At 69.3% G+C, this 14201-nt stretch carries 12 protein-coding genes; 4 read left to right on the top strand and 8 right to left on the bottom strand.

The genetic code is table 11. The features are described from left to right. Nucleotides 1-1272: phospholipase D-like domain-containing protein (locus VFB40_RS22210; RefSeq protein ID WP_324853717.1), on the bottom strand; the 1272-nt coding region annotated here is incomplete at its 3' end. Nucleotides 1273-1573: 301 nt separating this feature from the next. Between VFB40_RS22210 and VFB40_RS22205 the strand changes: the two genes are divergently transcribed. Next, complete coding sequence (locus VFB40_RS22205) at nt 1574-4921, top strand: lectin (RefSeq protein WP_324853715.1); 3348 nt, start codon at nt 1574-1576, stop codon at nt 4919-4921. A gap of 103 nt (nt 4922-5024) precedes the next feature. Here VFB40_RS22205 and VFB40_RS22200 read toward each other — a convergent pair whose 3' ends face one another. From VFB40_RS22200 to VFB40_RS22185, 4 genes are all read right to left on the bottom strand, one after another. Next, nucleotides 5025-6437 (bottom strand): HAMP domain-containing sensor histidine kinase, encoded by a 1413-nt coding sequence (locus tag VFB40_RS22200; protein ID WP_324853714.1) that lies wholly within the window; start codon nt 6435-6437, stop codon nt 5025-5027. A 7-nt stretch (nt 6438-6444) separates the two neighbouring features. Next, nucleotides 6445-7116, bottom strand: a complete 672-nt coding sequence (locus VFB40_RS22195; RefSeq protein WP_324853713.1) for a response regulator transcription factor — start codon at nt 7114-7116, stop codon at nt 6445-6447. Between the two features lie 113 nt (nt 7117-7229). Continuing rightward, entirely contained in the window at nt 7230-7904 is a 675-nt protein-coding gene (locus VFB40_RS22190) for a hypothetical protein (protein WP_324853711.1), read from the bottom strand. Between the two features lie 200 nt (nt 7905-8104). Further along, nucleotides 8105-9982, bottom strand: coding sequence for a glycosyl hydrolase family protein (locus VFB40_RS22185; protein WP_324853709.1), 1878 nt, complete (start codon nt 9980-9982; stop codon nt 8105-8107). Nucleotides 9983-10172: 190 nt separating this feature from the next. Between VFB40_RS22185 and VFB40_RS22180 the strand changes: the two genes are divergently transcribed. Then, nucleotides 10173-10856: a class I SAM-dependent methyltransferase gene (locus tag VFB40_RS22180; protein WP_324853707.1), complete on the top strand. Its 684-nt coding sequence runs from the start codon at nt 10173-10175 to the stop codon at nt 10854-10856. On the opposite strand, the gene VFB40_RS22175 is transcribed toward VFB40_RS22180, so the two are convergent. The 3 genes from VFB40_RS22175 to VFB40_RS22165 form a co-directional block, all read right to left on the bottom strand. Beyond that, entirely contained in the window at nt 10833-11309 is a 477-nt protein-coding gene (locus tag VFB40_RS22175) for a hypothetical protein (protein WP_324853704.1), read from the bottom strand. The genes VFB40_RS22180 and VFB40_RS22175 overlap by 24 nt on opposite strands. Continuing rightward, nucleotides 11306-12226, bottom strand: coding sequence for a metallophosphoesterase family protein (locus tag VFB40_RS22170; RefSeq protein WP_349261591.1), 921 nt, complete (start codon nt 12224-12226; stop codon nt 11306-11308). The genes VFB40_RS22175 and VFB40_RS22170 overlap by 4 nt, the downstream gene beginning before the upstream one ends. A gap of 74 nt (nt 12227-12300) precedes the next feature. Further along, nucleotides 12301-12837 (bottom strand): cupredoxin domain-containing protein, encoded by a 537-nt coding sequence (locus VFB40_RS22165; protein ID WP_324853700.1) that lies wholly within the window; start codon nt 12835-12837, stop codon nt 12301-12303. Nucleotides 12838-13008: 171 nt separating this feature from the next. On the opposite strand from VFB40_RS22165, the gene VFB40_RS22160 reads away from it, so the two are divergent. Continuing rightward, complete coding sequence (locus tag VFB40_RS22160) at nt 13009-13620, top strand: RNA polymerase sigma factor (protein WP_349261590.1); 612 nt, start codon at nt 13009-13011, stop codon at nt 13618-13620. Further along, nucleotides 13617-14201 (top strand): Rieske 2Fe-2S domain-containing protein (locus tag VFB40_RS22155; RefSeq protein ID WP_324853696.1); only part of this gene is annotated, 585 nt, incomplete at its 3' end. The genes VFB40_RS22160 and VFB40_RS22155, both read left to right, overlap by 4 nt.

Genomic DNA, 14201 nt, shown 5'->3' with positions numbered 1-14201 from the left:
GTAGGCGGTGGTGGTGCTGGTCTCGGCCGTGTCGATGTGCAAGTAGAAGCTGAAGTTGTAGTTCGAGCAGCCGGTCGGCAGCGTCACCGCCTGCGAGAGCGTGTCGGTGTGGGTGCTGCCGTAGCCGTCCAGCCAGGCGTCCCAGCTGCCGCTGTGCGGCGGTTCGCTGCTGCTGTTGCTGATCACGCTGGAGCCGGTGGACCAGGGCGAGGCGGTGCCGGTCTCGAAGCCGGGGTTGCCCAGCAGTTGCGCCGCCGTGCATCCGCCACCGCCACCGCCACCACCGGAACCGCTGGAGCCGAAGTCGGCGTTGAACGCCGACTCAATGCCGCTGAGCACCCCGGCGTCGCTGACGATCAGCCCGAGCTCGCGGTTGTGGTTGAGCGAGTTGTCGGAGAAGTTCTCAGAGCCCTGGAAAACCTTCGCGGTCGAGGTGCCGTAGTCGGCGACGATCGCCTTGGCGTGGATGTAGTAGCCGGTGCTCGAGGTGTAGGTCTTCACCTTGCCGCCGGCCGCGGTGACCTGGTTCAGCTGCGTGGTGTAGGAGTTGCTCTGGTTCTCGGCCACCACGCGGACCGCCACGCCGCGCTGCGCGTCGGCGACCACCGCGTTGACCAAGGCGGTGTCGCCGAACTCCTCTTCCTCGACGTCGAGGCTGCGCTGCGCGCCGTTGACCAGGTTGAGCAGCTGCGTCTGCGAGTCAGTGGGCGACCAGACCAGGTCTGCGCCGTCGGAGGGGGTGATCGAGGTCTTCGCGAAGTCCGCGTTGAAGACCTGCTCGACCGCGCTCACGTCGGCGGAGTTGGTGTCGAAGACCCCGTAGTCGCGCGAGGTCGAGTAGTAGGTGGTGTCGAGGTTTCCGGTGCTGATATACGACTCGGCGCCGTCCACGGTGATGGTCTTCTGGTGCGTGTAGACGAACGCGGTCGAGGAGTACTCGACGGAGACGCCGCCGGATTGCAGGGCGCTGAAGGCGGCGCTGTTGACCGAGGTCTGCTTGCCGTCCAGGATCACCCGGACCTTGACGCCGGCCTTCTGCTTGTTGACCAGGTCGGTGGTCACCGTGGTGTCGCGCAGCTCGTACATGGTGACGTCGACGCTGGAGGTGGCGGAGTTGATGAAGTTGTAGATCGCGGACTCTCCCTGGTCGGGCAGGACGAGCAGGGAGTAGGTGCCGGCGGCGTGGGCCGCTTGCGGCACGGCCGCGGCGGCGGCCGCCGTGACCGCCGTGGCGAGCGCGAGTGTGACGCGACGCCCGATGGCGCGTTGCATTCATGCCTCCTGGTGGGTGGCAGGGGGTTGGCGCATTCGCGTTGGAGCGTCTCCAAGCGATGCAGAATGCTCATGACACCGGGGGGTTACCCGGCTGTCCGGTCAGTGAACGGCTCGGCGGCAAGTGCAGGGGTAAACCCTGCATCCGCAGGAACCTACTCAGGGCGCTGATCTTGACGCGTTGATCGATTACGCGGCGCGCGCGGCGCTTTCCCGCGCCCCCTCTTGACACGGCGGATCTTTCGCAGTGTGCTGCATCCACCCGCTCCATGACAACGTTGTCAGAGCAGAAGGACTCATCATGCGCCAACCCACGGTTCCACCTGCCCACTCCCGTATCCGCAGATCGCTGACCAGCCTGGCCGTCATCGGCGCGACGGCCCTGGCCGGATCGGTCGCGCCCGCCCACGCCGCCGCGGCGCTGGTGAGCGATCCGGCGGCGCTGGTCAACAACTTCATCGGCACCGCGAACAACGCGAACGACTTCCCCGGCGCGGACTCGCCGTTCGGCATGGTCCAGTGGTCGCCGGACACCCCGTCGCGCGCGGACGGCGGCGGCTACACCTACGGCGACTCCTCGATCACCGGGTTCAGCCTCACCCACCTGTCAGGACCCGGATGCAGCGGCGAAGGCGACGTGCCGGTGCTGCCGACCGTCGGCTCGATCAACACCTCGGCGACTGACGGCTTCTCGCACTCGAACGAGTCGGCCAGCCCCGGCTACTACTCGGTGACCACGAGCAACGGGGTCAAGACCGAGCTGACCACGACGACCCGCACCGGCATGGCCAGGTTCACCTTCCCGGCCACCACCCAGGCGAACCTGATCTTCAAGCTGACCGGCAGCGCCAACGGCGACACCAACACCCAGTTCAACACCGTCAGCAGCACCGAGGTCTCCGGCCAGGTCACCTCGGGCCACTTCTGCGGCGCGAGCGTCACCTACACCGTGTACTTCGACATGGTCTTCGACCGCTCTTTCAGCACCAACGGGACGGCCGCGGTCCCGGCGACGCTCAGCAGCCCGACCACCAAGACCGCTTCGCCGAACGGCGCCGAGAGCGCCGACCACCCGGCGCTGCACGGCACGGTGCCCTCGAACGGTGCGAAGTCGAACACCGTGAAGTCGAACGCGGTGACGCCGCTAGCCAGTGCCAACAACGGTTACGTCACCTTCGACACCACGAGCAACCAGGTCGTGCAGGCCAAGGTCGGCGTCTCGTTCGTGTCCATCGCCAACGCGAAGGCGAACATCGCCGCGGAGAACCCGAACTTCAACTTCTCCGCGACCCAGTCCGCCGCGCACACCGCCTGGGACGCGCTGCTCGGCCGGATCGCCATAGCCGGCGGCACGTCGGCGCAGCAGACGGTGTTCTACACCGCGCTCTACCACGCGCTGCTGCACCCGAACGTGATCAGTGACTCGAACGGCCAGTACCTCGGCGTCAACGGGGCCGTACACACCGTCGGCTCCGGGCATTCCGCCGAGTACTCCAACTTCTCCGGTTGGGACATCTACCGGGCGCAGGCACAGCTGTCAGCGTTCGTCGATCCGTCTGCGTCCTCTGATATAGCGCAGTCGATGGTCGACGACTATGCGGCCGGCGGCATGTTCCCCAAGTGGATGAACAACAACGGCGAGACGTATGTTATGGTCGGTGACCCGGCCGACCCGATCATCGCGGACTACTACGCGTTCGGCGCGCGCAGCTTCGACACCGCGTCCGCGCTGCACGACATGGTGACCGAGGCGGAGAGCACCGACAACATCCGGCCCGGGAACAACTACCTGGCGAACCTCGGATATCTGCCCTCGAACGGTTCGTACGGGTGCTGCAACTTCTACGGCCCGGCCTCGACCACGCTGGAGTACAACAGCGCCGACTTCGCGATCTCGGCCTTCGCGGGAGCGCTCGGCGACAGCGCCGACCAGACCGCGCTGGCGAACCGCGCGCAGGACTGGCGCAACCTGTACAACCCGGCCAGCGGCTTCATCCAGCCGCGCGACGCCAACGGCCAGTTCACCGGCTCGTTCAGCGCCACCAGCGGCAACAACTTCGTCGAGGGCGACTCCTGGCAGTACACGCCGATGGTCCCGTTCAACCTGGCCGGGCTCATCGCGGCCAAGGGCGGCGCCGCGGCGATGAACTCGTTCCTGAACACCGACCTGTCCGCGCTGACCGGCGGCAACGGATACTCGGACCTGAGCAACGAGCCCAGCCTCGACATCCCCTGGGAGTACGACTACACCGGCCAGCCGTACAACACCCAGAAGGTCGTGCGGCAGGTCCAGGACCAGATCTGGACCGACGCCCCCGGCGGTCTGGCCGGCAACGACGACCTCGGCACGATGAGCGCCTGGTACGTCTGGTCCGCGATCGGCATGTACCCGGAGACCCCGGGCACCGCCGACCTTGCCCTCGGCTCCCCGCTGTTCACTCAGGTCGTCATCACGCTGCCGTCCGGCAACACCCTGACGATCAACGCGCCAGCCGCCGCGGACAACGCGCCCTACGTCCAGTCCGCGACGTGGAACGGCTCGGCGTGGAACAACGCTTACCTGCCCACCTCGGCGATCACATCAGGGGGCACATTCGCGTACACGCTCGGCACCTCGGCGAACACCGGCTGGGCGTCCAGCGCGAGTTCGGCGCCGCCCTCATACGGCGGCTCCGGCGCGCAGTACACGGATGTCGGCGTCTCCACCGACTCGGCCACGACCGGCGCCGACTTCGACGGATCCGGATACTCGTACTCGGCCACGGCGCTCTCCGCCGCCGGGGTGAATCCGGGCTCGACGATCACGGCGGCGGGCTCCACGTTCATCTGGCCGAACGTCGCGCCGGCGGCGCTCTACAGCGCGAAGCCGGACAACTATGAGGCGGTTGGCCAGACCATCCCGGCCTCCGGCTCGGGCTCCATCGCCTTCCTCGGCTCGGCGACCAACGGCCCGTCGAGCGGTACGGCGACCGTCACCTACACCGACGGGAGCACGCAGGCCGTGTCGCTGAGCTTCTCCGACTGGACGCTCAACGGCGGCAGCGCGTCGGTGCAGTCGGGCAACACGATCGCGGTGACCACCTCGTACCGCAACAGCCAGAGCGGAACGGCCGACCAGGTGAAGTCGTACGTGTTCGCCACGACGCCGGTATCACTCGCCTCCGGCAAGACGGTCGCCAGTGTGACCCTGCCGAGCTCCGCCAACCAAGGCGCGCTGCACGTGTTCAGCATCGCCTTCGGCGGCTCCGGCGGCACCACCGCGCCCACCGGTCCGATCGTGTCAGGGGTCTCCTCCGGGCTCTGCGTGGACGACTCCAACAGCAGCACGACCAACGGCAGCCACGTGCAGATCTGGACCTGCAACGGCACCGGCGCGCAGAACTGGACCATCGCGTCGGACGGCACCATCCAGGTCCTCGGCGGCTGCATGGACGTCAACGGCGCGGGCACCACGGCGGGCACGGTCGTGCAGTACTGGCAGTGCAACGGCACGGTCGCGCAGCAGTGGCAGGCCCGCTCGGACGGCTCCCTGTACAACCCGAACTCGGGGATGTGCCTGGACGATCCGAACTCCTCCTCCACCACGGGCACGCAGTTGCAGATCTGGACCTGTAACGGCACCAACGCTCAGAAGTGGACGATTCCCTAAGGAGGCAGCGGGATAAGCGTGGCCGGCGCGGGGTTCGGGACCCGCGCCGGCCACTCACGTCTTCGTGAGTGCCGGGGATCGTCGAGTGCTGACGGGCGATCGCCTAACGCGTGGCCGGGATGATGAAGCGGAACTCGGTGCCGGGTCCGGGATCGCGCGGATACGCGCCGACCGCGCCGCCGTGGGCGTCGGCGATTTGGCGGACGATCGAGAGGCCGAGACCGGAGCCCGGTTTCGCCCGGGCCTCGGTGGATCGATAGAAGCGGTCGAAGATGTGCGGCAGGTCGCCCTCCGGGATGCCGGGTCCTTCGTCCGCGACGGAGAACCACGCGCGGTCGGCAGCCGAGCCGTCGGGGGACGTCGTCACGCCCACGCGGACGCGGACGGTGGCGTCGGACGGGCTCCATTTGACAGCGTTGTCGAGGAGGTTGCCGAGCGCGCGCTCGATCGCGTCGGGGTCGGCAATGACGAGGCAGGGTACGAGGTCTGTCTCGAATTTCAGCTTGGGCGCGCGCTTGGCCGAGCGGGCGACGAGCTCGGCGGCGATCAGGTCGAGCCGCAGATCCTCGTAGTGGGCCTCGGTTTCGCCGTAGCGGGCGAGGTCCACGAGGTCGTTGATCAGGGCCTTCAGTTCGCCGCTCTGCTCACGGGCGGCGGCGAGCAGCTGCGCGGCCTGCGGATCGGCCAGGCCGCCCGGTTCGGCCAGCAGCTCAAGGTTCGTGGTCAAACTGGTCAGCGGGGTGCGCAGCTCGTGTGAGGCGTCGGCGACCAGGCGGCGCTGCTGCTGGATCGAGCCGTCCAGCGCCGACATCATCGCCGTGAAGGAGCGGCCCAGCCGGCCGATCTCGTCCTGACCGCCGGCGTCCACACGGGTGGATAGGTCCTGGGTACGCGCCACGCGCTCGACCGTGTCGGTCAGCGCGCCGACCGGTCGCAGGACTCTGCCGGCGACTAGGCGCGTCGCGAGGGCCGCGGCGAGGGCTCCGCCGAGCACGAGCCCGATGAGCAGGTCGCGCAGGCGCGACAAGGGCGCCAGCGCGTCACTCTGCGGCTTCGCGACACGCAGCAGCATCCCGGCTTTCGCGTTGTAGACCGAGGTGTAGAGCCGGTAATCCGTGCCCTGGTACTTGATGCTGGTGAAGTAGGCGGGCGCGTCGCCGAGTGCGAGTTCGCTGTCCGCGGCGCTGATGGGCACGAAGGGCGTGGGCGTGCCCGCGGGCTGGGTTCCGTCGACGAACTGGATCAGCACGTCGCCGACTTTGAGCGGCGCGGCGGAGGCGAGCGTGCCGCCTGAGCTGCCTATCTGCTCCTTGAGCTGCTGCGCGAGCTTCGGCGAGGTGGTCGCGGTGCTGATCAGCGAGGTGTCGAGCTGATCGTGCAAGTCGCGGTCGGCGGCCGGGTACAGCACCAGCGCGGCGGCGAGCAGCGCCACGAAGACGACCAGTCCACCGGCCAGGGTGACGCGGGCGCGCAGGCTCAGCGGCGGAAGCAGAAGCAGGCGTGGACGCTCGCGCATTCGTCGGTCACGGCTCCTCGCGCAGCACATAGCCCAGGCCGCGCACGGTCTGGATCAGCCGCGCCTCGCCTCCGGACTCCAGCTTCGTACGCAGATAGCTGATATAGACCCAGAGCGCGTTGGAGCCTGGGCCGAAGTCGTAGCCCCAGACCGCCTGGAAGATCGCGGTGCGGCTGAGCACCCGGCGCGGATTGCGCAGAAACAGCTCAAGCAGCGCGTATTCGGTTCGGGTGAGCGAGAGCAGCCGGTCGCCGCGCCGGGCCCGGCACTCGGCCAGATCGAGTTCGAGGTCCGCGAAGGCGAGCACTTCGCGGGCCTGGCCGCTGCGGCGCAGCAGGGCCCGGAGGCGGGCGCGCAGCTCGTCCAGGGCGAAGGGCTTGACGAGGTAGTCGTCCGCGCCGGCGTCCAGCCCGGCCACCCGGTCGGCGACCAGGTCGCGGGCGGTGAGCATGAGGATCGGGGTCTCATCGCCGCGGCCGCGCAGGATCCGGCACACTTCCAAGCCGTTCGGCTCGGGCATGAGCACGTCGAGGACGATCGCCTGGTAGCGGTCGGCGGCGGTGTGACGCAGCGCGCCCGCGCCGTCGGTGGCTTCGGCGACCTGGTAACCGTCGCGGCGCAGCGCGTGGGCGAGTGCCCGGCGCACCGCCTCGTCGTCATCGACCACCAACACCTGCATGGCGTCATTGTGGCCCCGGTCGGCGCGTGCGCGTACCGGTCGGGCGGAGCGCTGCGCTCGACCGGTACGCGTCTCGGAAATATGGGTCACCACTCGGTGTCCGGGTCGCGGTACTAGGACTTGGGTGACGCGGTGGAGGTCGGCATTGATGCGCGCAGTTCCTGCTTGAGCGTCATCAGGTCCTGGCTGAGCTGCTGGGTCGTGATGTGCAGGCTCGCGGCGATGGCGCGGAACCGCGGGTCGTTCGGGTCGATGCCCTGGCCGCGCGGACCGTCCTGAATGTGCTTGAGCTGGTCGAACACCTGCGCCGCGCGTGCCTGGCTGACGTGCAGGATGCCGGCAAGGGCGGTAACGATCTGCGGGTCGGACGGGCCCGGGGACTTCACGCCCGGGTTGCCTGGGCCGTTGGCGCCGAATACGTCGGTGAGCACCGTGGTGGCCTTGTGGGTGCTCACGCCCAGGTCGTGTGCGACGACGGCGACGACACGGGCGTCCGTCGGCCCGACGCCGAGCTGTCCCATGGTCTGCTTGGCGTCGGTGAGCGCGGCGATGAGGCCCTGCGGATCGACGTGCAGGCTCGCGGCGAGCTGGTTGAGCCAGTTCGCCGGCTTGCCGGGCGTGCCGGATCCGGTGGGTGAGGGCTTGGCGACCGGGCCGCTGGACGAGGCGGACGGCGACGGGCTCGATCCCGAGCTCGCGGCGGCCGCGCTGGCCGCGCCGGTGATCAGCGCGACGGCGGTACTCGCGGCGATCATGCGCAGTCGGGGGTGCATCAGACGGGTGTGCATGAGATCGGGCTCCTTGGGTGAACGAGTGCGGGAGACGACTTCGATCGCGTCGTCTCCCGTCAGTTCACTAGCGTGGCCTTCAGGCTCCCGTCGGCGAACCTTAGAGTCACCTCAGAGGAAGACCGCCAGAAAATCAGAACCCTGTGTCCCAGAACCCTGTGTGCCAGGACCCCGTGTCCCGCTGGGCGGGACGCTCCGCCTCAGCCCTCTGCCCAGTTCTCGCTGGGGCTGCCGTTGCAGGTGTAGACGTCGGCGGTCGCGCCGTCGGCCGTGGAGGCGCCGAGGACGCTTAGGCACTTGCCGGACTGCGCGCCGACGATCGTGCCGCCGCTGTGCACCGTCCACTGCTGGTTGGCGCCGCCGTTGCAGCTCGCGATGTCGACGGCGGCACGGTCGGCTGTTGAGCCGCCCGCGACTTCGAGGCACTTGCCGGAAGGGCCGCCGACGATCGTGCCACTCGCGCCAAGGGTCCAGTTCTGACTCGCGCTGCCGTCGCACGTGGAGATATCCGCGGTAGAGCCGTCCGCCGTCGCACCGCCGGTCACGCTCAGGCACTTGCCGGAAAGGCCGCCGACCAGCGTGGTGCTCGTTCCTCCGCCGCCACTCTGGCCGCTGAGGGTGATGAGCGCGGCGCTGCCGGCCGGGACCGAGACCGTCAGGGTGCTGCCGTTCACGGAGACGGGGGTCGAGGTCGGCGCGGGCAGGGTGCCGTTCGACTGGACGGTCTGGCCGCCGAGGGTGATGCCGGTCTTGGCGGTCAGGGCGCTCGCGGTGAGGTTGACGCGGCTGCCGGAGGTGAAGGTCGCGCCGAGGTCGAGCTGGAGCGTCGTCGCGCCGGTGGTCGCCGGGTCGGTCACGTTGTCGAGCACCACGGTCATGGTGCCGTCGGCATGCTTGACCGCGTAGGCGCGTACGGTGGCCCAGGCCGGGTCGGTCACGTTGAGGAAGGCGCCGGTGCCGATCTCGTGCACTGCCGCGAGGCCGTAGTACTCGGGCTGCGCGGCGAGGGTGCCGGTGCTCGCGTCGGCGGCGGTCGGGGCGCACAGCGGCGTGTAGTACATGAACAGCGGCTTGCCGGTGTCGCACTGCAGGACCGTGCCGTGCATGTAGTCCCCGGATACTCCTTCCCGCGCGAAGTCGAGCTGTTCGTCGATCTCCCACAGCGCGGAGGCGTAGACGTCGCTCACGCCCGGCATGCCTTCGCAGACCACGGAGTTGCCCTCGTCGAACACGGCCGGCAGGTTCAGCTTCTTCGCCTGGCTCACCGCGCCGTCGGCGGCCGCGGTCTCGTTGTTGCGCACGGTAGTGCCCAGCAGCTGCGCGATCGTCGGATTGCTCGTGCTGCTGCAATCGCTCAGCGGGTAGTAGTGGCTGGTCAGCTCGATGACGTTGGGACGTGCGAGCCCGCCTTCGGCGTTGACGAAGGCGGTCTGGAACGTGCCGGTGGGCGAGCCGGCCGCGTCTGAGGCCTCGATCCGGACGCCGGGTGCGGCCTTGGTGATCGCCGCGACGTAGGCCTGGAAGTCGGTGAAGTACTGCGCGGTGTTGCTCTTGTACTGCGAGTACAGGTCCGGCTCGTTGCCGATCTCGACGGCCAGCAGGGAGGAGCCGAGCGCGGCGGCGGCGTGGGCGGCTTCGTCGGCGGCCCGGGCCGGGTCGTAGTGCTTCATGTTGACGCCGAGGATCACTTTCCAGCCGCCGGCCTTCGCGAGGGTGTTCAGCGCGGTCAGGTCGGCGGGGGTGATGGTGGCGATGGACCAGGAGGGCGCGGTCTCGCCGGTGGAGGTCCAGAAGGTCTGGTCGACGGTGTTGCCGCCGATCCGCAGCACCGAGGAGCCCAGAGTCTTGAGATAGCTGGCGAGGTTCCCGGAGGTGAACGCGGGCAGCGCGAGATCGGAGGCCTCGTAGGAGAGGCCGAGCGAGCCGGCGGTGAGCGCGGTGCCGGTCGTGGTCTGGGCGATGGTGACCACGGCGGGGGCCGCGGCGTACGCCGTGGGCATGGGGACCACGGCGGCCGCCGCGACGAACGTCGCTGCGAGCAGACCGACCGTGCGGTGGTGCACTTGCCGTCTGGGCATGGCGAAACCTCGACCCTGGCAGCCGATTCACGGATGTGAATTCTGATTAGGCTGGTGAACGCGGTCACGATATGAGGCTTCGCAGGGGGCGTCAATGGGGTGGGCGGCCCGCGCGGAGGCCAGGTGTCGGGAGTGCGCCAATCTCCCCGCGACCGCCGATTGTCGGTGGCCGCGGGTACGGTCCTCGACCATGATCGAGCCGGACTTCGTGCGCGCCACGCGCGCCTTCTACGACACCGTCGCCGCCGCGTACACCGAGCGATTCAGTGAGGAACTGGCGGCCAGGCCGCTGGAACGCGCGTTGCTCGGCGCCTTCGCCGAACGGGTACGGGAGTCCGGCGCCGGACCGGTCGCCGATCTCGGTTGTGGCCCGGGCAACATCAGCGCACTGCTGCACGCGCTGGGCGTGCCGGTGTTCGGGATCGATCTTTCCGCGCACATGGTGGAGCTGGCCCGGCGGACGTATCCGGAGCTGCGTTTCGATCAGGGCTCGATGTTGTCCCTCGATCTCGCGGACGGCTCTCTCGGCGGCCTGCTGGCCTGGTACTCGACCATCCATACCCCGGACGAGCGGTTGCCCGGGCTGTTCGCCGAGCTGGCCCGGGTGCTGGCGCCGGGCGGCGAGGCGCTGATCGCCTTCCAGACCGGCGCCGAGCCGCGGCACGTGACGTCGCAGGACTTCGGCTTGGGCGGCGATCCGGTCGGGCTGACGTTCCTGCGCCGCTCCCCGCGGCTCGTCATCGAACTGCTGGAGCGGGCCGGACTGACCTTGCGGGCGCAGGTGGTGCGCGAGCCGGAGGGTTGGGAGCAGTCCCGCCAGGCTTTCCTGTTCGCCCGCAAGGAGCCTGAGTCAGCCGCGGACGAGGCCGCGTAGGAGGGTCCTGAGACCGCCGGGTTGCCGAAGCAGCCGCGCGACGGCCAGGGCGAGCAGCAGCACGGTTGCCACTTCTGCCAGAACGCTGATGAGCGCCTGGGGCGCCGGCTGGAAACCGTGCTCGGTGAATCCGAAAACGCCGACGGTGCGGGAGGCGGCGAATCCGCCGAGCGCGCCGAGGGCCGCGCCGGCCGCCGCCACATGGATCAGCGCGGGCACGGGCAGGAGCGAGGCCGCCAGCAACAGTGTGGCGAGCGCGAACGAGGCCGCCGCCTGGATCAGGAACATCACGCCGACGGCGTGAATGAATCGGTAGCCGTCGAGATAAAGCTGCGCGTGGATGTAGCCGCTGATAGCGAGAGTGACGGCGGCGCTTGCTTGCAGGACACGAGTCGGCACGTCGGTTACTGCGTGCGAGGCGGATTGGATCGCAGCCGTTCTCACGTCGGTCATGCCAGCCTCTGATCCGTGATCGCAAGGCTCGTATCGCCCTGGCGGTACTTGACCGTGCGGATCCCCAACGCGCCCCGTAGCTGCCCTGCGGGCAAGACCTGCGGAGTAGGCGCGGGAGCCTTGCCGGGCTTCGGCAGCGGGTATGCGGTCGTGGTCGCCGAATGGAAGGTCACATTGCCTTCAACCCGTGTGAACAGCTGGTGCACGTGCCCGTTGAGCGCCGTCACCGAGGCGAAGCGCCGCAGAAGGCTGAGAACCTGGAGCGCGTCGTCGGTGCTCCAGCCCCACTGCGGATACATGGCGAACAGGGGGATGTGGCTGAACAGCACGATGGGCGTGTCCGAGGAGAGACCGGCGACGTCCTTGCGCACGAAGTCGATCTGGTCCTGCCCGAGGTGGCCCAGCTTCTCCAGACTCAGCGTGTTGACGAGCGCGATGAAGTGTACGCCGTGCGTGTCGAAGCTGTACCAGCCGTCGCCGAGCGTGCCCGCGCCGAAAGTCTGGCGATAGGCGCGGCCTTGGTCGTCGACCGAGTCGTGTTCGCCGGGGACCGTGAACACGCGCTCGGTGCGCATGCCGCTCATCATCTGCTTGACCTGGTCGAACTGGGCGGGCGTGGAGAGATGCGTCAGGTCGCCGGTGTGCATCACGAAGTGCGGCCGGAAACCAAGGGTGTTGATCTGATAGATGGCGCGGTCGAAGGATCCGGTCACGTCGGTGTTGGCCGGTCCGGCGAAGCCGATGTGGCTGTCGGAAATCTGAACGAACCGCAGCGCGTTGGCATCGGCCGCGCTGGCGGCCGCGGCGGCGCTGTCCCGGTCGTGCGCGATGTGGCTGATCACCTCGCCGCCGCTGACGCTGAGCACGACCGCCGCGCCGAACCAGCCGGCATGCCGGGCGAGCTGGCGGCGGGTCATGCCCGCCGGATCGGGGGTCGACGACGGGTCGGGGGCCGGGACGGCCGATTCGGCGGATCCGGCGGGCTCGGCGGTCATGGCGTCACCGTCACTGTCGCGGTCATGAACGGATGGATGGTGCACAGGTAGCTGTACGTGCCCGGCTTGGTGAAGGTGTACGAGTACGACTGACCGGTGTTCAGCGCCGTGGAGTTCAGCGGGCCGCTGTTGTGCTGGCTGGTCACCGTGTGCGCGTCCGAGTCCTGATTCGTCCAGGTCACCTTGGTGCCTGCTTTGACGGTGATCGCGGCGGGGGCGAACGCGAAGTTCTTGATCGCGACCGTGTTGGCCGCCACCGGCGCGCCGCCCGCGGCCGGGGCCTGGCCGGCGCCGGCGCTCATCGTCATGCCCGGCATGCCCGCCATCGCGGAGTCGGTGGGCGCCGGGACGGCCCCGGTGCTGGTGGAGCCCGGCTGGCCGGCCAGCGCAGTCTGGCCGCCACCCGGGCTGATGGCCGTGGCGGAGCCCGACGCGGCCGCCGGGTGTGACGGGCTGGAGCAGGCCGCCAGCGTGAGCGCGGCAGCCACGAGCAGCGCGCCCAGGAGCGGTTTGCGATGCAGATGAGTGTTCACGCAAAGGGGATACGGGCCCGGGTTACAGCGCAGGTCAGCGCGATGTAACCCGCTTCCGTATCTCTATGTGGACGAAGCAGAGGATCGGCGCGGGAAGGACAGGCGGGCGTGAACGGCGCTCTAGCATGAATCGTGATCGGACGCCGCATGGCTCAGTCGCTAAGGCTCGGCATGCGCGCGGCCTGGCCTGACGAGGCGCCGACGAGGCTTCCGGGCGCTGCCTACCCGGACTGGGACGCGATCTACGCGGACAACGTCGGGCGCATCTACCGGCTGATGTTCGCGAAGGTCGGCAACCGTCCGGACGCCGAGGACCTCACCTCGCAGGTGTTCCTGACCGCGTTCGGGCCGCTGCGCACCACGGCGGGGGTGGGGCAGGTGCGGGCGTACCTGACCGCGACCGCTCGCACGGTGCTGGCCGAGCACTGGCGACGCACGCTCGGACATCAAGTCACCGAGATCGACCTGGAAACCACCGACCTCGAGGACTACGCGGGCACCGCCCCGGCCGACGAGACCGCGAACGGCCCGGCCCAGGAGCGCGCGACGCGTATTCTGCGTGCTCTGCCCGAGCGGCAGCGGCAGATCCTGGTGCTGCGCTTCCTGCGCGGCTACTCGATCCGGCAGGCCGCGACCGAGCTCGGCGTCTCGATCGCGAACGCGAAGGTGTTGCAGCATCGAGCCCTGCGGGCGGCCGCGGGCCTCGACAAAGAGCAGAAGGACAGAGAACAAAAGGACAGAGCGCAAAAGGACAGAGCGCAGAAGGAAGGGGAGGCGTCGTGAGACAACCGGTGGACCGCTACGTTGACCGGCTGCTGCGCCGGCGCCGCCCCAAGCCGTTCGCGCCGACCCAGGATGAACTGGCCGTGATGCGCACCGCGATCGACCTGATGGGCTCGGCCCCGGAGGGGCACGGCCCGCGTCCGGCGTTCGTCGAGCAGTTGCGCGACCGGCTCGCCGAGCAGGAGCGGGCCGAACAAGGGACGGAGGCCGCCGCGCCGGCCTGGCGCACTCCGGCGCGGCGCCGGTTTCTCACGGCCGGTGCGCTGACCGCGGCGGGCGCGGCGGCCGGGGTCGGCGCGGATCGGATGGTGGTGATCGCGAGCGGCGCGGACCAGAGTGGTCAGCCCGGACAGCCGGGACCGCAGCAGCAGCCGGCTCCGGCCGAGCTGACGCCGACCGTGGGCGTGTGGCGTGACGCCGCCGCGTCCGCCGATCTGGCTGAGGGCGACGTGTGGCCCTTCGACCTGGGCTCGGTCACCGGCTTCCTTCGCCGGGCCTCCGGGCGCGTGCAGGCCGTCTCAGGGATCTGCACGCATCAGGGCTGCCGGCTCGATCTCGCTGCCGCTCGCGACAAGCTCTCC

The sequence above is a fragment of the Actinocrinis sp. genome (assembly GCF_035650855.1).
Classification (GTDB): domain Bacteria; phylum Actinomycetota; class Actinomycetes; order Streptomycetales; family Catenulisporaceae; genus Actinocrinis.
This window is presented reverse-complemented; position numbering and strand designations above follow the sequence as displayed.

Excerpts from the sequence above, each read along its gene's own strand:
- VFB40_RS22195 (WP_324853713.1), bottom strand. The coding sequence starts at position 7,116 with ATGCAGGTGTTGGTGGTCGATGACGACGAGGCGGTGCGCCGGGCACTC.
- VFB40_RS22170 (WP_349261591.1), bottom strand. The coding sequence starts at position 12,226 with ATGACCCGCCGCCAGCTCGCCCGGCATGCCGGCTGGTTCGGCGCGGCG.
- VFB40_RS22185 (WP_324853709.1), bottom strand. The coding sequence starts at position 9,982 with ATGCCCAGACGGCAAGTGCACCACCGCACGGTCGGTCTGCTCGCAGCG.
- VFB40_RS22190 (WP_324853711.1), bottom strand. The coding sequence starts at position 7,904 with ATGCACACCCGTCTGATGCACCCCCGACTGCGCATGATCGCCGCGAGT.
- VFB40_RS22160 (WP_349261590.1), top strand. The coding sequence starts at position 13,009 with ATGCGCGCGGCCTGGCCTGACGAGGCGCCGACGAGGCTTCCGGGCGCT.
- VFB40_RS22200 (WP_324853714.1), bottom strand. The coding sequence starts at position 6,437 with ATGCGCGAGCGTCCACGCCTGCTTCTGCTTCCGCCGCTGAGCCTGCGC.
- VFB40_RS22175 (WP_324853704.1), bottom strand. The coding sequence starts at position 11,309 with ATGACCGACGTGAGAACGGCTGCGATCCAATCCGCCTCGCACGCAGTA.
- VFB40_RS22180 (WP_324853707.1), top strand. The coding sequence starts at position 10,173 with ATGATCGAGCCGGACTTCGTGCGCGCCACGCGCGCCTTCTACGACACC.
- VFB40_RS22205 (WP_324853715.1), top strand. The coding sequence starts at position 1,574 with ATGCGCCAACCCACGGTTCCACCTGCCCACTCCCGTATCCGCAGATCG.